Annotated in this window: 19 protein-coding genes; 12 read left to right on the top strand and 7 right to left on the bottom strand. The window is 59.9% G+C overall.

The features are described from left to right. Positions 1–2: 2 nt before the first annotated feature. The 3 genes from M9Q49_RS13045 to M9Q49_RS13035 all read right to left on the bottom strand — a co-directional run bounded on the left by M9Q49_RS13045 (position 3) and on the right by M9Q49_RS13035 (position 2,383). Positions 3–332: an STAS domain-containing protein gene (locus M9Q49_RS13045; protein ID WP_254509189.1), complete on the bottom strand. Its 330-nt coding sequence runs from the start codon at positions 330–332 to the stop codon at positions 3–5. A 66-nt stretch (positions 333–398) separates the two neighbouring features. After that, complete coding sequence (locus tag M9Q49_RS13040; RefSeq protein ID WP_254509188.1) at positions 399–839, bottom strand: response regulator; 441 nt, start codon at positions 837–839, stop codon at positions 399–401. A 56-nt stretch (positions 840–895) separates the two neighbouring features. Beyond that, positions 896–2,383, bottom strand: coding sequence for a sensor histidine kinase (locus M9Q49_RS13035; protein WP_254509187.1), 1,488 nt, complete (start codon positions 2,381–2,383; stop codon positions 896–898). A gap of 285 nt (positions 2,384–2,668) precedes the next feature. Here M9Q49_RS13035 and M9Q49_RS13030 point away from each other — a divergent pair, with 285 nt between their 5' ends. The 3 genes from M9Q49_RS13030 to M9Q49_RS13020 all read left to right on the top strand — a co-directional run bounded on the left by M9Q49_RS13030 (position 2,669) and on the right by M9Q49_RS13020 (position 5,615). Then, positions 2,669–3,400, top strand: a complete 732-nt coding sequence (locus M9Q49_RS13030) for a 7-carboxy-7-deazaguanine synthase QueE (protein ID WP_254509186.1) — start codon at positions 2,669–2,671, stop codon at positions 3,398–3,400. Between the two features lie 62 nt (positions 3,401–3,462). Then, positions 3,463–4,407, top strand: a complete 945-nt coding sequence (gene prpB, locus M9Q49_RS13025) for a methylisocitrate lyase (protein WP_254509185.1) — start codon at positions 3,463–3,465, stop codon at positions 4,405–4,407. A gap of 92 nt (positions 4,408–4,499) precedes the next feature. Further along, on the top strand, positions 4,500–5,615 hold the full coding sequence (locus M9Q49_RS13020) for a citrate/2-methylcitrate synthase (protein WP_254509182.1): 1,116 nt from the start codon (positions 4,500–4,502) through the stop codon (positions 5,613–5,615). Here the strand turns inward: M9Q49_RS13020 and queA are convergent. Further along, complete coding sequence (gene queA / locus M9Q49_RS13015; RefSeq protein WP_254509181.1) at positions 5,612–6,658, bottom strand: tRNA preQ1(34) S-adenosylmethionine ribosyltransferase-isomerase QueA; 1,047 nt, start codon at positions 6,656–6,658, stop codon at positions 5,612–5,614. The two genes, M9Q49_RS13020 and queA, sit on opposite strands and share 4 nt — an antisense overlap. Before the next feature lie 162 nt (positions 6,659–6,820). Between queA and M9Q49_RS13010 the strand changes: the two genes are divergently transcribed. The 4 genes from M9Q49_RS13010 (at position 6,821) to M9Q49_RS12995 (ending at position 10,806) form a co-directional block, all read left to right on the top strand. Continuing rightward, positions 6,821–7,945: a glycosyltransferase gene (locus tag M9Q49_RS13010; RefSeq protein ID WP_254509180.1), complete on the top strand. Its 1,125-nt coding sequence runs from the start codon at positions 6,821–6,823 to the stop codon at positions 7,943–7,945. Positions 7,946–8,466: 521 nt separating this feature from the next. Further along, positions 8,467–9,342 carry a 16S rRNA (cytosine(1402)-N(4))-methyltransferase RsmH gene (gene rsmH, locus M9Q49_RS13005; protein ID WP_254509179.1) on the top strand — a complete coding sequence of 292 codons (876 nt, stop codon included), beginning with the start codon at positions 8,467–8,469 and terminating at the stop codon, positions 9,340–9,342. 4 nt (positions 9,343–9,346) lie between these two features. Then, positions 9,347–9,937, top strand: coding sequence for a putative molybdenum carrier protein (locus M9Q49_RS13000; protein WP_254509178.1), 591 nt, complete (start codon positions 9,347–9,349; stop codon positions 9,935–9,937). Positions 9,938–10,074: 137 nt separating this feature from the next. Then, a complete protein-coding gene (locus M9Q49_RS12995; RefSeq protein ID WP_254509177.1) occupies positions 10,075–10,806 on the top strand; it encodes a sensor histidine kinase in 732 nt (243 codons plus the stop codon). Positions 10,807–10,819: 13 nt separating this feature from the next. Here the strand turns inward: M9Q49_RS12995 and M9Q49_RS12990 are convergent, their stop codons facing one another. Both M9Q49_RS12990 and M9Q49_RS12985 read right to left on the bottom strand, forming a co-directional pair. After that, the gene (locus M9Q49_RS12990; RefSeq protein ID WP_254509176.1) at positions 10,820–12,733 is read right to left on the bottom strand and encodes a serine/threonine-protein kinase; all 1,914 of its coding nucleotides are present in this window, start codon (positions 12,731–12,733) and stop codon (positions 10,820–10,822) included. A gap of 103 nt (positions 12,734–12,836) precedes the next feature. Continuing rightward, complete coding sequence (locus M9Q49_RS12985) at positions 12,837–16,793, bottom strand: FHA domain-containing protein (RefSeq protein ID WP_254509175.1); 3,957 nt, start codon at positions 16,791–16,793, stop codon at positions 12,837–12,839. A 713-nt stretch (positions 16,794–17,506) separates the two neighbouring features. Here M9Q49_RS12985 and M9Q49_RS12980 point away from each other — a divergent pair. Together M9Q49_RS12980 and M9Q49_RS12975 are read left to right on the top strand one after the other, a co-directional pair. Beyond that, on the top strand, positions 17,507–17,947 hold the full coding sequence (locus tag M9Q49_RS12980) for a TraR/DksA family transcriptional regulator (RefSeq protein ID WP_254509174.1): 441 nt from the start codon (positions 17,507–17,509) through the stop codon (positions 17,945–17,947). 175 nt (positions 17,948–18,122) lie between these two features. Further along, positions 18,123–19,301: a S1C family serine protease gene (locus M9Q49_RS12975; protein WP_254509173.1), complete on the top strand. Its 1,179-nt coding sequence runs from the start codon at positions 18,123–18,125 to the stop codon at positions 19,299–19,301. A gap of 18 nt (positions 19,302–19,319) precedes the next feature. Here M9Q49_RS12975 and M9Q49_RS12970 read toward each other — a convergent pair whose 3' ends face one another. Next, positions 19,320–19,835 (bottom strand): NUDIX hydrolase, encoded by a 516-nt coding sequence (locus tag M9Q49_RS12970; protein ID WP_254509172.1) that lies wholly within the window; start codon positions 19,833–19,835, stop codon positions 19,320–19,322. A gap of 107 nt (positions 19,836–19,942) precedes the next feature. Here M9Q49_RS12970 and deoC point away from each other — a divergent pair, with 107 nt between their 5' ends. From deoC to M9Q49_RS12955, 3 genes are all read left to right on the top strand, one after another. Next, entirely contained in the window at positions 19,943–20,668 is a 726-nt protein-coding gene (gene deoC, locus M9Q49_RS12965; RefSeq protein WP_254509171.1) for a deoxyribose-phosphate aldolase, read from the top strand. 79 nt (positions 20,669–20,747) lie between these two features. Then, on the top strand, positions 20,748–21,230 hold the full coding sequence (locus M9Q49_RS12960; protein ID WP_254509170.1) for a DinB family protein: 483 nt from the start codon (positions 20,748–20,750) through the stop codon (positions 21,228–21,230). A gap of 26 nt (positions 21,231–21,256) precedes the next feature. Next, a complete protein-coding gene (locus M9Q49_RS12955; RefSeq protein ID WP_254509169.1) occupies positions 21,257–21,916 on the top strand; it encodes an HAD family hydrolase in 660 nt (219 codons plus the stop codon). Position 21,917: the final 1 nt, after the last annotated feature.

Here is a 21,917-nt window from a genome sequence, read left to right as displayed (position 1 = left end):
GGTTAGGAGGCGAAGCTTTTGACGGCGTCGATCACGGTTTCGAAGACTTCGAGCTGTTCGTCGAGGCGGGTCATTTCGAGAATCTTGCGGTTCACGTGATTGCTGGTCGAGATCTTCACGTCGCCGCCAATGGCACGCAGCGCTTCTTGAGCGTCGAGCACCGATTCGAGACCGCCGCTTTCAATGGTTTCGCTGCCGTTGAGATCGATGACGACTTGCGAGCGATCGAGGCTGGTCAAAAAATTCTCGAACTGACCGGCGGTTTCCGCGCTCAGTTCTTCGGGCGTGTGAACCACGATCACGTTGCCAAAGATTTCGGTGGGTAGTTTCATGGGCGGGAGCGAGATTTTGCTGCGGGTGCGCAGGGTGGGAGGGAGCGGTCGGCGTGCGCGCGGTCGTTACAACCAGCGGCTCACGGCGGAGGGGACGGCAGTGATGGTCGAAATGCCGACAGCGCAAGGTTCAGCACCGCCGTCGAGCAGCGATTCGACCAAGGCGAACAATTCACGCGGGCTGAAGGGTTTGCAGAGCAGGCGGATAATGCCGTACTCTTCGCGCAGCTGTTCGGGCGACAGCTCAAAGCCCTTTGCACTGAGCATGATGACCGGCAGGTGATTTGTGGCGGGATGGTCCTTCACTCGCTTTGCCAATTCCAGGCCGTTCAGCCGCGGCATCTGGCAATCGGTAACGAGGACATCGGGGCATTCGCGTTCGATGCTGGACCAACCTTCTTCGCCGTTGTTCGCGCAAGTTACCTGGTAACCAGCGCGAGAAAACTTGAATTCAGCGGCTTTGAGGATGTGCAGCTCGTCATCGCAGAGCAAAATCTTCTTGGTCATGTTGTTCCCTCAATGTCTTCGCTGCGATTCAATCGCTGCGAGTTGCGATTGCTCGCTCAAACATCCCGAGCGTTCATGCTCGGCAAAACAATCCGGAAAATGCTCCCCTGGCCCGGTTCGCTGTCGACTTCGATCCGGCCGGAGTGCACGTCTTCAACAATGTGTTTGACCAACGGCAGGCCGAGGCCCGTGCCGGCGGCCATCTGCTGGTCTTTCTTGACGCGATAAAACTTTTCGAACACCTTTTGCTTGTCTTCGGCATTCAGACCGACGCCCGTGTCTTGCACTTCAAAGACCACGCTCTCGTCAGCCAGACGGCTGCGAACTGTCACGCGGCCACCTTCGGGGGTGTATTTGAGGGCATTCGAAACGAGGTTGATTGCCGCTTGCAGCAACGTGTCGCGATCGGCCAAGACGCCGAGGTACAGCGGGCTGAGGTCAGTGACCAGTTCCATCCGCTTGTGAGCGGCTGCGGGCTGCAACAGGTTGACGGTTTCTTCGAGCAGTTCGTTGAGCGAGCGTGGCGCCTTGTTGACGTCGACCACGCCGGCTTCGATCCGCGACAAATTCAGCAGGTTATCGATCAGCCGTTGCAGGCGTTCGGTCTGGCTGTGGATCACGCCGAGAAATTCTTCGCGGGTGGCTTCGTCTTCTGCATCACCATCGGCGAGCAGTTCGACATAAGCCCGCACGCTGGCGAGCGGCGTTTTCATTTCGTGACTGACGCTTGAGACGAATTCAGCGTTCCGCTTTTGGATCGCCTTTTCGTGCGTAATATCGGTGAGAACGGCGACGGCCCCTTGGCTGGCGGGCAAGGCTGAGTTTGCACCCGCTTCATCGGCAAACGTTCGGCAGCTGATGCGGAACCAGTGTTGGCGGCCCGCATCGTCATCGAGCTTCACTTCGGTCGTGCGGCTGTTGTTGCAACGCCGTTTGCGAGTTTCCGTGAGTAGGCTTACCAATTCTTCGCAGCGGGCCAGTTGTTCGAGCGCCGGATGTTCGGCGGTCGCCGGCAAATGCAGCAACTTGGTGGCAGGCGAGTTGGCCAGGATCACGCTGCCGTAAGAGTCGACAGCGACGACCGGATCGGTCAGGCCGCTGAGAATCTCTTTCAGTTGGTCGCGTTCAATCGCCACGCGATGCACACGGGCTTCGGCGGCGGACTTTTGATGTTCGGCTTCTTCCACGCGCTCGGCTAGTTGCTGCAAACACTTGCGCACGCTGCTGAGCACCGGTCGAAAGGCATTCGAGGTCGGCAGATCGGGCATATTGCCGCCGCTGCCTGACAACCAGGCGCTGGCATCGAGCTGACAGAGCATGTCGATATACCGCCGTGCGGTTTGGCTGGCGGCCAAGTGGCGTTCGGCGCTCAATCCGCTCACCAACACCGCGAGAGCCGCACCGCCGGTGAGCAATGCAACACGCAGGATCGGCGCTGGCGATCCCAGCCACATGTCGACGCACCAATACAAGCCGATCGCCGTCAGCGTGGCTGCGAGAAACAGCACGGGCATGGTCGGAATGTTGCGGGGCAATTGATTCACGGCTTGATCGGCGGAGAGGGGACGGAAATGGTAGCCGCACCCGGGGTACGGGCGCAGTCTTCCTGGTTCTTTCCAAAAAGTAGGTCACAACCGCCAGGGATGATGCGTTGAAATTTAATCCTTGCGCCTTGCCGCAGTGCGAGAACCGTTACAACCGGCGCTCGGCCGGACAATGTCATAGACTTCGCTACGCCAGCCCCGCACAGACGCTGGTCTCGATAGAATGCATTTTGCGACAACGTTTCACACAATTCGCATTCCTCCTACGACCCGAACCGCAGTCACGTGCGCATCGCTGAGATTTACTCCTCTTTGCAGGGAGAGGGACGCCTGACCGGCGTGCCGAGCGCACTCGTGCGCACCAGCGGCTGCAACCTGCGCTGCTGGTTTTGCGACACCCCCTTCACCAGTTGGCGGCCGGAAGGAGAGGATCAAGACGTCTCTGAGATCCTGTCGGTCGTGGAAAATCTGAAGACCACCCCCGGCCCTTGGCTGGCGAAGATGCCCGCCGGAGAAAGTGCGACGCTGCAGCACGTCATTCTCACGGGTGGCGAGCCGATGCTGCACGCCGAGCTGATCCCGCTCACCGAGCAATTCCGGCAGCGGGGTTGGCACATCACGATCGAAACCTCCGGCACTTTATATCTGCCTGTGATCTGCGACTTGATGTCGATCAGCCCAAAACTCGCCAGCTCCACACCCATCAATGCCGGTGCGTGGACCACGCGCCACGAACGCGACCGCAACGAACCCGCCGTCATTCGCCGCCTGCTCGAAGAATACGACTACCAACTAAAATTCGTCATCGACAGCGAAACCGACTGCACCGACGTGGAAAACTGGCTGCGCGAGTTCGCGCCTATCCCGCCCGACCGCGTCTGGCTCATGCCGCAAGGTGTCGAACCCGGCGAACTAGCCCAGCGTTCGGCCTGGCTGATACCGTACTGCGAGCGCCAGGGCTTTCACTTCTGCCCGCGCAAACATATTGAATGGTTTGGCCCCGGGCGGGGAACTTAATCGTTAAACTGTCCTCTTCACTTCTGCATTCTCACTTCTGCATTCTCACTTCTGCATTCCCCATGGCTCACGAAAACTGCGACCACGATCACGACGGCCACGACCATGACCACGAAGATTCGTCTGGCCCGCTCGACTATGCTTCGCCCGGCAAGCAACTGCGGCTGCTCGTCGAGGAATCGACGATTCAAATTCCCGGCGCGCCGAACGCGCTGTTCGCCCGTTTGATTGAACGGATGCACTACGACGCCGTTTATCTGTCGGGGGCTGCCTTTTCCGCGAGCGTCTTCGGCTTGCCTGACGTCGGGCTGTTTACGCTTACCGAACTCGCGCAGCAGACGACGTTGCTCACTCGTACGATGACGCTGCCTGTGATTGTCGATGCCGATACCGGCTTCGGTGGGGCGCTGAACGTCGAACGGACGATTGTCGAGCTCGAAGCCGCCGGCGCTGCTGCGATTCAGCTCGAAGATCAGGTCCTGCCGAAGCGCTGTGGTCATCTCTCGGGCAAGACGCTCGTCGATACCGAAACGATGTGCGCGAAGATTCGCGCTGCCGTCGGCGCCCGGAGTGATCCAGAAACCGTGATCATCGCTCGAACCGATGCCCGCGGCGTGACAAATATCGAAGATGCGATTGCCCGCGCGCGAGCCTACATCGCTGCCGGCGCTGATTGGATTTTCCCGGAAGCACTCGCCACGGCGGAGGAATTCGACCTCTTTGCGCGCGAGATCGAAGTGCCACTGATGGCCAATATGACGGAGTTTGGTAAGAGTCCGATCCTCACGCTCGACGACCTCGCGGGGATGGGTTACTCTGCCGTGGTGTACCCCGTCACGCTCTTGCGCGTGGCCATGAAAGCCGCCGAAGCCGCCCTCGCTGTGATCGCCGACGAAGGCTCGCAGGCCTCGCTGCTCGACATCATGCAAACGCGCGAAGAACTGTACGACCTGCTCGACTATCAAGACTTCGAAGAACGCGACCGCGCTCACTTCGGCGGTCAGTAATCTCTCACACTCCTTCTCCTCGGTACTTCGGGGAGAGCTGGAGTGAGGGGCCGAGCTGCAACAAACCTCTCCATTCAACTGTGACTAGTAACATGAGCGAAACCTACTCTCCCGGCCTCGAAGGCGTCGTCGCCGGCGAAACCGCTGTCAGCACCGTCGAAACGGGCCTCACTTATCGCGGCTACACCATCGAAGATCTCGCCGCGAACTCCAATTACGAGGAAGTTGCCTACCTCGTGCTGCACGGCGAACTGCCGACGGCTGCCGAAGCGAAAGCATTTCGTGAGCGTCTCGGCGCTGCCGCGACTGTCCCTGCGGAAATCATCGCGACACTTCGTTCGATTCCGCATTCCGCGTCGACGATGGACGTCCTGCGTTCGGCGGCCAGTTTGCTCGCGCACTGGGAACCGGAAGTCAACGACAACAGCCACGCAGCCAACGTTCGCAAGACCGAACGACTGATCGCCAAGATGCCGATCATCGTTGCGGCCCGGCAACGCTTGAAGGATGGCAAAGAACCCGTCGCCGCCGATCCGCAGTTGCCCCTGCCGGCGAATTTTCTGTGGATGCTTCGCGGCGAAAAACCGAGCGCTCGCCAGGTGAAAGCTCTCGATGTTTCGCTCATCCTGTATGCCGAACATGAATTCAACGCCTCGGCCTTCGCGGCTCGTTGCGTCGTCTCGACCCTTTCCGATTTGCACTCTGCCATCACCGCCGGCATCGGCGCGTTGAAAGGTCCGCTCCACGGCGGGGCTAACGAACGGGCTATGGAAGTGCTGCAGGAAGTCAGTTCGCCCGCCGAAGCCGAAGGCTGGATTCGCAACGCTCTCGCCAACAAACGCCGCATCATGGGCTTCGGCCATCGCGTTTATAAGGACGGTGATCCGCGGGCCGTGTTTCTCAAGACACTGACGCAAGAAGTGGCGAAAGAAACCGGCCACGACGATATGGAGCAAACGGCTGAGATTATCGAAACGATCGTTCGGAACGAAAAGAAGCTGCCGCCGAACGTCGACTGGCCCTGCGCCCGCCTCTATCACTACTTGGGCCTGCCGATTGATCTCTACACGCCGCTGTTCGTCGTGGCCCGCGTCGTCGGTTGGAGCGCTCATGCCATCGAGCAACTCGACAACAACCGCCTGATCCGCCCCCGCGCCATTTACAACGGCGTGGCCGAGCGCAAGTGGAAGCCGGTCGGTGAACGTTAGACAATCAGCATCGCATCGCCGTAGCTAAAGAAGCGATACTGCTGCTCGATTGCAAGCTTATAGGCGCGCTTGATGAGCGCGTCGCCACCGAATGTCCGCACGAGCACCAGCAGCGTGCTCTTGGGCAAGTGAAAATTCGTCAGCAGCGCGTCGATCGTGTGGAACTGATACGGTGGGCGAATAAACAGATTCGTCTGGCCGGCGAACGGTTGCAGCGTACCACTCTGGGCGGCTGACTCCAGCGTGCGGACGACCGTCGTTCCCACGGCGACGACGCGATTTCCCGCAGCCCGTGTCTTGGCAATCTGATCGACGGTGGCTTGGTTGACGGTTGCCCATTCGGAGTGCATCAAGTGATCTTCGAGCTTCTCGACACTCACGGGGCGAAAGGTGCCGATGCCGACGTGCAGCGTGACGGCCGTTTTTTGGATGCCGCGCTGTTCGAGCTTCGCGAGCAGTTCGGGCGTGAAGTGCAGCCCAGCCGTCGGCGCCGCAACAGCGCCCGCTGATTTGGCGAAGACAGTCTGATAGGCGGCTTCGTCCTCGTCGGTCATTTCGCCATCGCGAATGTACGGCGGCAACGGCACGCGGCCGACGCGTTTCAAAATCTCGAGCGGTTCACCCATTGGTTCGGGACGAACGGCCCAGGCTCCACCTTCGAGCTGAGAGAGAAGGCGCAGGCGGATCTGCTCGCGGAGGTCCCACGAGAGAACCTGAATCGCTTCGCCGGGTTCCAGTTTGCCGCGAGTCTTGCTCAGAATCTGCCACGCCCCGTGTTCATCGCTCTGCAGGTACAAGCCGCTCCAGCGAGCGCCGGTTCGCTCGCGACGTCCGACCAGCCGCGCGGGAATCACGCGAGTGTCGTTCACGACGAGCAAATCGGTCGCGTGCAGCAAGTCGGGAAGATCGCGGATGTAGGAATGATCGATCGTGTTGCGGGCCCGATCGACAATCATCAGGCGCGCGTCGCTACGAACCGCCAGCGGTTGCTGCGCGATCAAATCGCGCGGCAGTTCATAGTCGTAATCGGAGAGTTGCGTCATGCGTGCGGAAAATGCGAGCAGGCCGGCAAAAATGAGTCGCGAAATCGGCACAGCCGCGGCAGTTCGACTTGCCCACGCTGGCCTCGCGGGCGAGTATAGGGGAATTGCGGCCCGCGACATAGGAGGTCGCTGCCGATCGCCACTCGTCACCCGCCCCACCGCATGCAATCTGGCCCGCAACCACTGGCACTTGTGATCACCGAGTTGGAGCCCGGCGGCGCCGAACGCGCGTTCACGCAACTGGCCCTGCGGATTGATCGAGCGAAATTTCTGCCGCACGTCTTCTCGCTGCAGCCTCGGCCTCGCGAAGAAAAATGCGATTTGGTGAACCAACTCGCGGCAGCCGATGTGCCGGTCGAATTTTTGAATGCCCGTAGCAAATGGCAATTTGCTTCGGCAGTTTGGAAACTCTCGCGCCGGCTGCGAACGCTTCGGCCAGCCATCGCGCAGAGCTTTTTGTTTCATGCCAATGTGGTGACTGCGCTCGCCGGGAAACTGGCCGGGGTAAAAGTGGTTGCTGGCATCCGCGTGGCCGATCCCAGTCGTGCGCGGCAACGGGCCGAACGCTGGTGGATCGAGCCGCTGGTGCAAAAGTTTGTTTGCGTCAGCCAGAGCGTGGCCGATTTCTCGGCGAACACCGCAAGGCTGCCGCGTGCAAAGTTATGTGTGGTTCCCAACGGCGTCGATGTGGCAAAATTCGCCGATGCTGCACCCGCCGATGCCGCGGCGCTCGGGCTGCCATCTCAGCAACGATTTTTCATCTGCATCGGCCGGCTCGATAAGCAAAAGGGGTTCGATTGGCTGCTGCCGCTCCTGCCGCGGATTTTCGCGGAGCGGCCAAGTCACGATTTGCTGATTGTCGGCGATGGTCCTGAGCGAACTTCGTTGCAGCAGCAGGCGGGCGAACTCGGGATTGCCAACCGCGTTCACTTTTTGGGTTGGCAGCCGCAAGTGGCCGGTCTGCTGAAGCTCGCCGATGTTCTGCTGCTCCCGTCGCGCTGGGAGGGTATGCCCAACGTGCTGCTGGAAGCCATGGCTGCGGGGCTGCCTGTTGTGAGCACCAATGTCGAAGGAGCAGCTGAGATCTTAGGCCCGCTCGCTGAGAAACAACTAACGCAGCAAAACGACGCCGCTGCCTTTCAAAATGCGACGCTAGCACTGGCCTCCGAGCCGACGGCTGCCAGTCGCCTCGGCGAGCTCAATCAGCAGCGCGTTCGCGAGCAATTCTCGCTAGCATTGCTAGCGAGTGCTTATGAAACGATTTACAGCCAAATAATTCATTCTTAAGATTTCCCAAAATTTCTCTTTGGGGCATTCTGAAGTCCCTTGTCCTTTTCAGGCCTGGATTTGCGGCGTGACTGAGGCGGCCAAACTGCCCGCACGACCGGCAAACTCTCCATTCGTTCAGTTGACGGGTTCGACTGAATTCGTATGTTGAGCACAAGACGGTTGGTGACCGCTTATCTCAAACAGATCACAGAAACATTCGAATTGTTCGTCAGGTTTTGCTTCTTACTATTGAATTATTTTTCGTTGATTTGTCACGAAATTTTTGCGTAGTTTGTTCGTGAACGGCACTGGCAAAGGGAGTGCAATGAGCGGCCACCGATTGCACTCGCCGTCGAGATTCCCGTAACTCGGCCGCCAGTCAAGGAGGGCAAGAAGTCCTCTGCCGCAGCGGTCCGCGAGAGCGGATCGGGTTCGACCCAGTTGGAGGTGCATGGAAGCATCTCCTTTGGTCGAATACCCCCGAACTGCCGCTGCACACGCGTCCTTTCGCGGAGCGGGCGACGACAGTATCTTGCGGCATGGAATCATTGCCCCTGCACATCCCCGTTTTACCGGCCGAAATCGTCGAGTGGCTGCGGCCGCAGCCCGGCCAGATCATTCTCGATGGCACACTCGGCGGTGGCGGCCACACCCGCTTGTTGGCCGAGAAATTGCACGGCTCCGGCTATGTACTGGCCGTCGATCGCGATCCGGCTGCCGTAGCGGCGGCGGAACAGAACCTCCGCGGGCTGCCGGTGAAAGTGGCGACGGCGAGCTATCTCGAGTTGCCCGATTTGTTGCAAGAATTGGGCGTCACCGCCGTTCATGGCATCGTGCTCGATCTGGGCCTATCGAGCGATCAATTGGCCGATGAAAACCGCGGCTTTAGTTTTAACAGCAGCGGCGCGCTCGATTTGCGGTTCAATCCGACCGAAGGGGAACCGGCTTCGCGAATGCTAATGCGGTTGCGCGAGAACGAAATCGCCGATCTCATTTATCAATTCGGCGAAGAACGACTCAGCCGACGAATTGCCAAGCAAATTGTGGCCGCGCGGACGATCCAGCCGATCGAAACGGCGGAGCAATTGGCTACGCTGGTTCGCAAGTGCGTGCCCCGTTCGGGCGACGGCATTGATCCGGCCACGCGCACCTTTCAAGCGCTGCGGATTGCCGTGAATCAGGAATTGCAGGGAATCGAGAAGGCGCTACAGAAGTTGCCGGCGCTCCTCGCGCCGGGTGGGCGAATTGCGGTGATCAGCTTTCATTCGCTGGAAGACCGCCGCGTGAAGGAGGCTTTTCGTAACGACGATCGCCTCAATGTGCTGACCAAAAAACCGCTTACCGCCACGCCCGAAGAACTTGCCGCCAATCCGCGCAGCCGCAGTGCGAAGCTGCGCGTTGCCGAAAGGAAATGAGGCGATGGCCAAGGCAGCGAAGAGTAAGCCGTCCGCCGCTATCGAAACAGAAGCTGCGCCGCTGCTGCCGCATTACGTCAAAATGATTGTCTCCGGCGGCCAAACCGGTGTCGATCGCGCAGCGCTGGAAGTTGCAATCGAACTGGGTATTCCCCACGGCGGCTTTTGCCCGAAGGGAAGACTCGCCGAAGATGGTCCGATCGCGACTCATTTTCGTTTGCAAGAAACGGCGTCTGCTGATTATTGGGTGCGCACGGAGAAGAATGTCGACTATGCCGACGGCACGCTCATTCTCTATCGAGGAAAACTCACGCGAGGCTCATCGCTGACGCGCAAGTATGCGCAGCGGCTGCGCAAGACTTATCGCTGCGTGCAGTTGAAACCGGGCAGCACGGCGCAGCTCAGAAATATTCGCAGCTGGCTGTGCAAACAGCAGATTCTGATTTTGAACATTGCCGGCCCGCGCGAAAGCACTTCGCCCGGGATTGGCAGCGAGACCAAAGCTTTCTTGCGGCTGCTTTTCATCAGGCCGAAACACACGGCGCCGGTCGCCAAGAAAGCCAAGTCGAAAAACGCGCCGGCGAAGTTGAAGTAAGCTTACCGGGTGCGTGGCTCTTTGCTGGTTGGGTTCCTTGTGTCAAAATAGTCTCTGCCTTTCGGCCGTGTTTGCAAGGTGCTGCGTCACTTGCCGGTCAGCTGGCAGAGCCAGTGACACGCAAAAAAGGGCCGGCGATGGCCGACGAAATTCCGCTGACGGCTGACATTGATGAGTTGCGGACGCAGTACGCCGAACTGGCGGAGCTCTTTGGGTCGCTCGCGCACGAGATCAAAAATCCGCTCTCCGTGATTCGCATGAACATGGAGTTGCTCGCCGAGGATTTTGCCGATCCGCAAACTCCCAAAGAACGGCGGGCCCTGGCCAAAATCGAGATGGTCACGCGGCAATGCACGCGGCTCGAGAACTTGCTCAATGACTTTCTTCGCTTCTCGCGGCTGCGGAATCTGGAACTGCGACTCGGCAGTTTGAACGAGCAGATCGAGCGCGTGCTGGACTTGTTCGCGCCCCAGGCCGCGGAAACGGGCGTGGAAATTTTGCGCCTGCTCGATCCCGATCTGCCGAGCGTGAAAATCGAACCGGAAACGGTGCAAGCCGCGCTCGTCAACCTGGTGAAGAACGCCCTCGAAGCCATGCCGCACGGCGGGCAACTCGTCGCTCGCACACGCCTCACGCGCAGCGGCGTCGCGCTCGACCTGATCGACACCGGCTGCGGGATGGATGGCAAAACCGCGATGAAAATGTTCGATGCCTTCTACACGACCAAGAACGGCGGCTCCGGCTTGGGATTGCCGACGGCTCGCAAGATCATCGAAGCTCACGGCGGCCGCATCGACGTCCACAGCGAAGCCGGCCGCGGCACGCAGTTCACGCTCGAGTTTCCCACGCCGCTGCGATTGGGCGACTAACGGCAGATGGCAGCTACGGCTTGCGTGCTTCTTCCACCAAATCGGCGGCCCAGGGTTTGTCGCCGAAAAGTGTGATGATACTTTGCTTCAGGGCTTCGGCCTCATCCGGTTTGTCGGTCGCCAGTTTCGCGGCCCGCTCGAGTTGCCGCCGAATGAGCAGTCGCTGTTGACGCTCGGTGACTTCGACCACTTTTTCCAGTTGCGAGATCTGTTTCTCGGCGAGTTGCAGGCATTGCTCAGCGGCCCGTTGATCGGTGGGTGAAGCCGCTGGGTCGCGGTCTCCGGCGAGCATTTGCACGATCGCTTTGAACTGTGCGAGTGCCGTCGCCGGATCGGCCGTGATGTTTTTCTGCGCCTGCAGATAGAGTCGTTCGACGGGGAGCAGCCCTTTTTCCTCGCTGGCGCGGCGGGCTCGGCGTTCGAAGGTTTTCTGCAATCGATACAGCTCGACTTCTTGGGCGTAGCCGCGCATCTGCTCCGCCCGCGGGTCATCGGCAAAGCGAGTGAGGAACTGCTGCAACTCGCTATCGACTTCGACCAGGCCGTCGTTACCGTTGGTGTCGACTGCTTTTTGGATTGTTGCTGCCAGTGAGTTCGCAGATGGTGCACGCGTCAGAAAAAACGCCATCGCGCCGATCAGGGCCAGGGCGGCAACGATCACGCCGCCGATCTTGGCCCATTCTGCCAGCGATGATTCGCTGTGATCATGCCCGGCCCGCGTGCCACGCAGATCGGCATCGCTGATGGTGGTGAAATGCGTCGACTTCGGCGGCGTCGGAGCGACTATATATTCATCGGGATCCGCCACATTGGTGACGGCCGACGGACTAACGCCGTTCAGTCCGGTGGCCTGCGTTGGTTTGCCGGCGAGCGGACTCGGCGCCGGGCCGGTAATGATCGTCGGCATTTCGCCAGAGTGGAGTGGTGATGGATTCTCGAGGGCGCTCAGCCCGTCACTGCCGAGAATATCGACCGTGGCATTCGCCTTCGAGTTGCGAGCTGTTAGCCGCGACGCGGGACGAGAATCATCGAGTGGCTGAAGTTCGAAGTCGTCGTTGTCGAGCGACGAAGTACCTTCCTTGCCGGGCACCTCAATCCGAGTTTCGAGCGACAGCGCATGCTCCATCGCCTTCAAACGATTGGCCACGGCGATCGCTGTGGGAATGCGGTTCTGCGGCTCTTTTTCCAGCAACTGCAGCACGATCGATTCGAGTTCGGCCGGAGTATCGGGAGCCAACCGTCGCAACGCGATGGGCTTTTCCTGCATCAGGTTGTGAATGACTTCAGTCAGCGACTTCCCAGCAAACGGCGGCTTGCCGGTGAGCAACGCATAGAGCACGCTGCCGAGGCTGTACAAATCGCAGCGGCTGGTGACCTGTTTGCCGCGGGCCTGTTCGGGGCTCATGTAGTCTGCCGTCCCCATCACGCTGCCATCGGCAGTGACGTGTGTGCCGCCGTAGAGCTTGGCGATGCCGAAGTCGGTGAGCTTGATTTGCTCGTCGTCAGTGAGAAGTAGGTTCGCCGGCTTCAGGTCGCGATGCACAATGCCGCGGTCGTGGGCGTGCTTCAGCGCCTGCGCGACTTGCACACCGATGCGAGTGACTTCGCGCCAAGTGAAACGCCTGCCCGCAGCCATTTCATCCTGCAGGTTGCGGCCGGGGACGTATTCCATCACATAATAGAGATGGCCATCTTCTTCGCCATAGCCGTGAAGCTTGACGATGTTGGGATGGAGCAGCTGCTTGAGCGTTTGCACTTCCGACTTGAAACGCTCGCGAAAAACCTGATCGTCGGCCAGGTGCGTGGCGAGAACTTTGACGGCGGCCTTCTCGAGGGTCTCTTGATGAATGCCGAGAAAAACTGCCCCCATGCCGCCTCGGCCGAGTGTTTTTTCGAGGCGATAGGGACCCAAACGTTCCAAGGCCATACGTGCCGATCCAGAGCGAGAGATGAGGCTGCACCGCGAAGATGCGAGTGCAACCATTGTCGCTCAAACGGCCGGCGCGGGCTACTGCGCGCCGTAGCAGATACTAGGCAGTTTGCTCTTCGGCTTTGTCTTCGTCGGCCGATTCGGCGGCGGCGGCATCGCGCTTTTCCTGGCGGAGCATCAGCGTCGACATGCCTGCCATCGCACTGCTGCCGACGGCCCAGACCATGCTCAAAGTAATGCCGCCCAAAGCCAGGAAGGAGCCGGTGCGTGTCCACATAAACGTGAAGCCAGCCGCGACCAGCAACGCCATTAGGGTGTTGATGGTCCGCATGTTCACGCGCTGTTGCTTGTTCTTCGTGCGGTGCGTTTCGATCGCGCCGCGAGCGGCAGAGTTGGCCAGTTCACGCATCGCAGCGAGATTGGCATTCAGCTCTGGAGCCTGGCTGCGCGGAGCAATTTCCGACAGGCTGGTGAGGGGCTTCGAATCGGTTGGCTTGGGTGCCGGAGTTGGTGCTGCGGCCGGCTTGGCTGCGGCTGGCTGACGCGAAGCGTTGCCGCCGCTCTGCTTTTTCGGTGCGGGTTCTTCCTCGCCAGAGGTCGTCTTCAAACGCTGCATCAAACGCGACATGTACGACTCGATCGAGTCGTCGGATTCGTCTTCCTTCGCTGGCGGTTCGGCCAACGTCGCGCGAGTCGGGCTCGGACGCGACAGCAGCGAAAGATTGTCGGCCTCTTCCTCTTCTTGTACTTCTTCCTCATCGGCAGCTTCGTTGTGAACCTGATCGGCCAATTCGGCGCCGATCGGTCCCACTTGGCTCAAGCGGCAGAGACCTGGACCACCCTCATCGATCGGCGGGCTGGAACTGGGAAGCTGATCAGCCTTGGCCGTACCTTCACCCTTCCACAGACCGGCTTCCTTGAGCCGATCGAGCACGCTGTTGACCGCTTGCGATTGGGTTGGCGGCGGCGTTTCTTCGGCCGATTCAGGGGCGTTGATTTCGGGCGTGGCTTCCGCGGTGGGAGTGCTCCAGTCGGTCCGTTCGCGGCGCATCACGCGGGCGATGCGAGCTTCGAGCTGCTGATCGAAATCGGCATCGCTCGGAGCGATGACTGCAGCCGATTCTGGCTGCACCGATTCAAACATGGCCGGAGCTTCCGTCGGCAGTTCTGCAATCGGCTGGCAGGCTTCGTCTTGTTCTGCAGTGGGCGAAGAGATGATCAGCGATTCGGCGGCAAAGTCTTCGGCAACCGGGCTCGACGGAATGATGTTTCCGTAGAACTCTTCTTCGGCGTGTTCTTCGACGACGTCTTCGGGCCCATGCAGGAGCGCCGGAGCTGCTTCGACTTCTGGCTTGTAGAGCGCCGCGACCTGATCGGCCATGGCGGCAAAGGCTTCGCTCTCGGAAAGGGGATTCGATTCCCGATCCGGACCAGCGCCGTAGCTGTGATCGTGGAAATCAGCGCTGACGTAGCTCGCGTTCGGATCTGGCAGCGGAGCGGGATGCAACAGCTGTTCGGCCCGTTCGGTGAGCGAGCGTTCGAGTTCGAGCAGCGACGCGTGGAACGATTCCAATTCGATCCGCTGGCGGGCGACGATGGCTTGCTCTTCTTCAAGATTGGTCTGCTGTTCGGCGAGCTCTTGGGCTTGCGCGTGCAGGGCTTCCTCGCGGGCCTGGAGCGCAGCCGACTTGTTCGTATCGAGGGACTCGCTCAGTCGCGGCGCGAGGAGAGCGGGCGCGGCTTCGTTGGCTTGCTCGCAAAGGGCGGCCAGGTCTTGATTGTTGATATTGATCGTGCCGCCGAAATCCTGCGGCTGCGGTTGACGCGCAACCATAGCAGGTGGCGGACAAGTCACGGCGACGGCCCGCTGGGCTTCGTCGAGCTGCTGTTGCAACTCCGTGATCGAAGCTTCGAGCTGTTGCAGACGTTCGTTGGACGACTGTTGCTGGAAGTCGAGCTGTTCGCGCTCGAGCTGCCAGATCTGTTCCTGCTGGCGGAACTTTGTAACGGCCTGCGACAGCTCGGCCGCTTGTTCACGAGCTTGTTCAGCCGTCGTTTGCCATTCGGCCAGTTGAGCCTGCGCGACTTGCAGCTGATCATCGGCTTGCGAGGCCTGAGCTTGAGCGACGGTCTGCAGTTCGGCAGTGAGGCGAGTCACTTCGTGCTGCAAGTCGGTCACGCACTGGGCGAGCTCATTGCGTTCACGATCGAATTCGGCCCGCTCCTGATCGAGCTGCGATTGTTCGCTGGTTCGATCGAGCTGGAGGCTTTCCATGCTGACCGTCATCTGCTGCAGGCGTTGATTCACGCCATGCTCGGCGGCGAAGAGCGCCTCCTGGCTCTGCTCGAGTTCGATCTGCAACTGACCGAGGCGAGTTTGAAGCGATTCGCTCTCGGCCTTGGCCGTGAGGCATTGTTCCTGAGCGGCTTCGAACTCTTTTTCGAGCGAAGCGTAACGGGTGCGAGCCAGATCTCGTTCTTCATTGGCGGCCAGTTCGAGCCGGCTGCGGAACTCGGTCCAGTCTTGCTGCTGGCGGAGCATCTGCTCGCGGACGCCGTCGCGTTGAGCGCGGGCTTGTTCCGCTTCGGCGAGAACGGCCGATTGCAACTGGCCGGAATTAGCGCGAGCTTCGTGAACGGCTTCTTCGCTCTGCTTCAGACGCTGATTGAGCGCGGCGATTTCGGCTTCGAGCCGTTTGCGGGCTTGAGTGAAGCCTTCTTGCTGCTGCGATTGCGAGCTGGCGTTGGTTTTGGCTTCGCTACGAATGGTTTCAAGCTCGGCGGTCAGTGCTTGAATTCGCTCGGCATCGGCGGCGCTGCGCATCCCTTCGCTGCTGGTGCGGGCAATCAGCTCTTCGTCGAACTGCTGTTCGCGGCGGGCGAATTCCGACCGCAGTTGCGAAATCTGCACTTGAGCCGCGGTTTGCACCTCGGCGATTTCGGCGCTCGCGTCGCGGCGGACTTCGGCGAGCTGCGACTGCAGATCGAACGACTGGCCATCGAATGTTTGCTGCTCGGCGTGCAATCGCTCGAAGAGTTCGTCGCGCTCCTGGCTGACGAGGTCATAGGCTTGCGACAGCTGTTCCAGTTGTGAAGCAATCGCCTGCCGGCCTAGTTCTTCGCTCTTTGTTTTGGCATCAAGGGCGGCCTTCAGCGATTCCAGATCGCGAGCCAGGCTGGCGCGTTGCTGTTCGGCGGCGATCAGCTGCTGCTGAAGTTTTTCGCTGGCGTTCGCAGTGGCGGCCTGCAGTTCGAGCTGCTGTTGAGACTTCAGCTGTTCGCGGACCTCAGCCAGTTCGGCCTGGTGGCGCTGTTGCAGTTGTTCTTCGGCTGTCGCCCGTTGGCGAGCGGCCGTTTGTTGTTCCATCGTGCGGCGTTTGGCGGCAGCATCGAGTTCCTTGCGGAGCTGAGCGATGGTCTTGGCCAACTGCTGGTTCAAACGATCGGCATCGTCCGGAATTTCGATCGCCTGCGCAACGGCCCACTCGCCGCTGTTGGTCGTGGCGTTCTGGACTGCCGATTGGAGTTTCTCGATCTGCTGTTCGAACGAGGCGAGCTGCTCGCGCTGGTTGTTGATCGTGGTCTTCAGATCAACGTGCTGTTGACGTTCCTGGCGGAGAGCGCCGAAGAGTTGCTTGCGACGGTTGCGGGTGCTGCGGCGGGGCGGAGCTTCAATCGGTTCAGGTGAACTCGGTGGCAGCACGCGCGGCGACGGTGTTCCCTGCGCGAGCTCGTCGACAGACAGCGTGATTGGTCCGATTTGGATTTTGTCGCCTGCTTCGAGCAGCGCTTCGGCAAAGGCCCGCTCGTTGAGCTGGGTGTCGTTCGACCACGAGCGGATGATAGTTCCCGCCGTGCCGCGCATGATGAGGGCATGAACCGGTCGAATGCCGCGGGCTCGCAAGCGGAGCGTGCAGCCGGGGGCCGAACCGATCAGGCACTTGGCGGCCGTGAGTCGCAGAACGCGGCCGTCGTGTTCGCCGCCGCAGATTTTCAGCACGAGCTCGCCGGTCGGAGCGCCGAGCAATCCGGTGGGGGCGGATAAGGTGGGGTTCATCGTGGCCTGCATGCTTGTGTGCTTTCAGCGGAAGGACATTCGGGGATTGCCGATCTAAGCTGCCCGCTATGAATCGCTACGGGCATGTAGCTTGCAAACCACCTGTCGTCAAAAGCCCACACAGCCTCGGCGCTCGCCTAATCGGAAAGGTCGGACGATTCGGCACGTTTTGCCGATTCTGACGAGATTCATTCGGCAAGCGCGGCCAATTGTGCCGATTATCGGAGTGCGGCGGGGAATAGTGATGGACGGGACGAGTGAGCGGCGGGCCTTTCGGTTCGTCAGCCACGCGGCCCGGCAAATCTCCACCTCGGCGGCAGCTGTTGAATTGACCGAATGTCTGCGTCAGGACACCTGGCACCGCGTGACACACGCGTTACCTCGCCTGAAAAGCAACCGGCTCAAGGACTTGCGTCCACTACACAGCTCCGGCCCAGGATTCCTAAGTCCGTGATTTTGTTAAAAGCAGTAGCCGGCACGCGTACTATATTTCGGTTATTGCTGCGGGATTGGGCAACAGCACGAGTCTTTGTTGCGGGGTTACGCAGGGCGGATGCCTGCACTTACGCACACTGCTTGCAAGCTGGACAGCATTACCAGGAATCCACTGAGGCAACGACGATTCACAACGTTTGAGGCGGCCGACCATGCGAAAAGCGGACAAAAGCGAGCAACGTCAAGGCGGACAAGTCAAACGGCAGGAGACGAAGAACATGGCACGCAAAGAAGCGGTAACCCAACTCAAGCAAATCCTCATTCGCCGGCGCGATGCCCTGCGAAAGGCCCTGGCCGGTGACTTGAGCTCGCTCAAGGAACTCCGCCAACAAACCTCCGGCGACATGATGGACGCCGCGATGGACAGCGCCCAAGACGAAATCAGCTCGCAGCTGGCCGAAGTCGAAAGCCGCGAATTGGCTCACATCGACGTCGCTCTCGAGCGGATGCGTCATGGCGATTACGGCACGTGCGAAGGTTGCGGCTGCGGCATTCCGCTGGCCCGCCTCCAAGCTCTGCCCTACGCCACCATGTGCATCACCTGCCAACGCGAAGCCGAAAAGAACGGCGATGTGATCAACCCAGGTTCAAAGCAAATGTTCGACTTCGGTATTGATAGCGATGCCTCGACCGGCGACGTCGAGATCGATATTTCGTAATGACCGAAAATAGCCCGCAGCCACTGCGCGGCTGAGCCGAGATTAATGGAGCCGGTGAATGTTCTTCACCGGCTTTTTTTGCTGCGAAATTAGTGTAGTCGCCGCGTGCTGCGCGGCGCATCATCCACACGGAGTGTGGTCGCTACACTGGTCAATCCAAGGAAGGATCCCGGCCATGTCTGCATCCGGTCGCGCTTCGTTCTGGCGAATCTTCCGCACTCACACAGCCGGTCTGGCTCTCTTGGGATGCGGCACGTTTTCTCACGCCTTCGCCGAAGAACCTACGTACCAGCAGCCACAGCCGGTTTCGCTCGATGCTCGCGCGCAACTGCACGCTGAGTTGGCACGCGATGTCGATGTCTTCGAGCAGCAACATAATTTGCTGAAGCGAGCCGTGAAGCTCGCCACGCCCTCGGTTGTACATATCGAAGCAAAACGCGACGATGACTCGCGGATCTCGCAAAAATCGGTCGAGGAAGCTGGCTCGGGAATTGTCATCGAGCATGGCGGCAAGTTTTATGTCGTGACGAACCGCCACGTCATCAAGTACTCGTCGATTAGCAATGTGAAAATCAAGCTCTCCGACGGCCGGCAACTCACGCCCACGCAGGTGTGGGCCGATCGCGAAACCGACATTGCGATTCTCGCGATCAACGGCAAGAGCCTGGTTCCCGCGATCATCGGCAACAGCGACAAGCTCGAGATCGGCGACTTCGTCCTCGCCGTCGGCAGCCCGTTTGGCTTGAGTCACTCGGTGACTTACGGCATCATTTCGGCTAAGGGGCGTCGCGATTTGCAGCTGGGCGACGACGGCGTGACGAATCAAGACTTTCTGCAAACCGATGCCGCCATCAATCCCGGTAACAGCGGTGGCCCACTCATGAACCTCCGCGGCGAGGTGATCGGCATTAACACTGCCATCGCCAGCAGCAGCGGCGGCAACGAAGGGATCGGCTTTACGATTCCCGTGAACATGGTGATGGTCGTCGCCGATCAGCTGATCGAGCACGGTCAAGTCGTGCGAGCCTATCTCGGCGTGCAACTCGATGCGACGTTCACTCGCGAAGAGGCCGCCGCGGCCGGACTATCGCGACCCGAAGGCGCTCGTGTCACCGGCGTTACTCCGCGCTCGCCAGCCGAAAAAGCCAAGCTGCAGCTCGGCGACGTCATTCTGCAATACAACGATCTACACGTGGACGACGACGATCACCTGATCAATCTCGTCAGTCTCACGCCGGTCAACAAAGAAGTAGAGCTCACGCTGATCCGAGATATGCAAACGATGCGGATCCGCGTTCGCGTCGGCAACCGCAGCGAACTCAAACCGATTGCCGAAACCTCACGGCATGAGTAATCGCGTTGCTTAGCTGGGCTACTCCTTCGCCGCATGCTGCACATACAGCAGCGAGGCGATGGTCTTCGCATCCTGAATGTCGCCACGGAAGATCATCGCGATGGCCTCTTCCCAGGGCACGACGAGGTTGCTGATTTCTTCGCCAAGTTCGAGCGCGGTATCACCAGCCACGAGATCCGTCGCGAGGAACAGATGCATTCGCTCGTCGAGAATTCCGGGCGAGAGATAAAACGAGTGCAATTCCTTGATCGCGCCGGCACGATAGCCGGTTTCTTCGATCAGTTCTCGCCGGGCTTGCTCCAGCGGCGAAATGCCCGCCTCGAGGGTTCCTGCCGGCAGCTCGATCAGTGTTTGGCGCACTGAAAGCCGAAAATTACGAATCAGACAAACGCTTCCATCGGCCAATCGCGGCACGATCACCACCGCGCCGGGATGACGGACAATCTCTCGACTCTTCGTTTTTCCGCTGCTGGTCACAAACGAATCGCGGACCACGGAAAAGCGCTCGGTCTTCAGCAAAAGTTCATCGGGCATGAATCGCCTGCATCCACTTGCCAACAACACAGAACTGCATGACAACAAAGGAAACCTAGCGTACGTCTTCCCCAATCTGCAATCTGACATCTCAAATCTGCAATCCCATGACCTACACCTACGCCGATCTCGCCAAAATGATCGATCACAGCCTCCTCCAGCCGACGATGACCGTCGCCGATCTGGAAGCCGGCTGCAAACTGGCCGTGGCATACGACTGCGCCAGCGTTTGCATCATGCCGTACTACCTCAAGCGGTGCGCCGAACTCCTCGCCGGTTCGACGGTCGTGCCGAGCACCACCATCGGCTTTCCTCACGGCGGCCACACCACCGCGATGAAAATCGCCGAAGCCAAGCAAGCCCTCGCCGACGGCGGTCGCGAGCTCGATATGGTCGTCAACATCAGCCAGGTGCTGAGCGGTGCGTGGGATTATGTGAAGGCCGACATCAAGGGTGTTGTCGACTGTGCCCACGCAGCCGGCGCCAAGGTGAAGGTCATCTTCGAGAACTGCTACCTCAAGGATGAGCACAAAATCAAGCTCTGCGAAATCTGCGGCGAAGTCGCTGCCGATTGGGTAAAGACTTCGACCGGCTACGGCACGGGGGGCGCGACGATCGAAGATCTGATGCTGATGCGCAAGCACTCCCCCGCGCATGTGCAAGTGAAAGCCGCCGGCGCCGTGCGTGATGTCGATACCCTGCTGAAAGTGCGCGAGACCGGCGCAACTCGCTGCGGCGCTAGTCGTACCAAGGAAATGCTCGACGATGTCCGCCGCCGCCTGAATCTTGCCCCCATCACCGGTATCCAAGCCGGCGCGGTGAGCGGTTACTAGGTAGCCCGACGCGTAAGCGAGGACGAAGCGGGTACCATCGCAATTCTTCGATCTACATTCCCAGCAACAAGCCAGGACCATGAACGCCAAAGACATCATCCGCGCCACCATCAACATGGGTCACTTCATTTGCAACGGCTACCTCGCCGATCTGAGCGATGCTGACCTCATGTTGCGGGCCGCTCCCGGGGTGAATCACATCAACTGGCAACTGGGCCATTTGATCGCTGCTGAGCATCACTACGGCAACATGGTCTCCGGTGGAAAGATGCCGCCGCTCCCTGCTGGGTTCGCCGAAAAATATGGCAAAGATGCGGCTGCCAACGACGACCCCGCCGCCTTTTGCACCAAGGAAGAACTCCTCCGCGTCGCCGCCGAGCAACGGGCCGTCACTCTCGCGACGCTCGAAGCCATCAGCGACGCCGATCTCGACAATCAAACCGGCATTCCCTACTGCCCGACCCAAGGTGAACAACTCGCCATGCAGGGAACTCACTGGCTGATGCATTGTGGCCAATGGGCCGTGGTCCGCCGGCAATTAGGCAAACCGCCGCTGTTCTAATCTCCCTCCACGAAATCGATCGCGCGATGCCATCAGCTATTTCCGCCGTCACGTTTGACCTCGACGGCCTGATGTTCAATACCGAGATGCTCTACGAGCGCGTGATGCGCCAACTGCTGGAAAAACGGTGCAAGCCGTTTCAGCAAGAGTTGCTCGATAAAATGATGGGGCGCCCCGGAATCATTGCCCTCGGCATTCTCCGCGAGTGGCACGGCTTGGAAGAAACCGTCGAAGACATCTACGCCGATTCCGATTCGATCTTTCTCGACCTGCTCGACCGCGAACTCGCCCCCATGCCGGGACTGGTAGAACTGCTAGACGCGCTCGAAGCCAACCACATTCCCAAAGCCATCGCCACCAGCAGCCGAGCGCCGGTCGTTTATCGCATGCTCGACCACTTCGGCTGGCGGCCGCGGTTTAAATTCATTCTCACCTCGGCCGATGTCCTCCACGGCAAACCGAATCCTGAGATCTACTTGAAAGCTGCCGCCCAGCACGGCATCGAGCCGGCTGCGATGCTCGTGCTCGAAGACAGCCACAATGGCTGCCGCGCCGCGATCGATTCCGGCGCACACGCCGTGGCTGTTCCCGGCGATCACAGCCGCCGTCATGACTTCACCGGTGCGCAGCTCATCGCCGATACGCTCGCCGATCGGCGGATCTATCAGTTGCTAGGGATCCACTAGA

Origin of the sequence: Anatilimnocola floriformis (assembly GCF_024256385.1) — a bacterium.
In the GTDB taxonomy this organism is placed as follows: Bacteria; Planctomycetota; Planctomycetia; order Pirellulales; family Pirellulaceae; genus Anatilimnocola; species Anatilimnocola floriformis.
The sequence above is the reverse complement of the archived record's forward strand: the minus strand, read 5'-3'. Positions and strand labels throughout refer to the sequence as shown.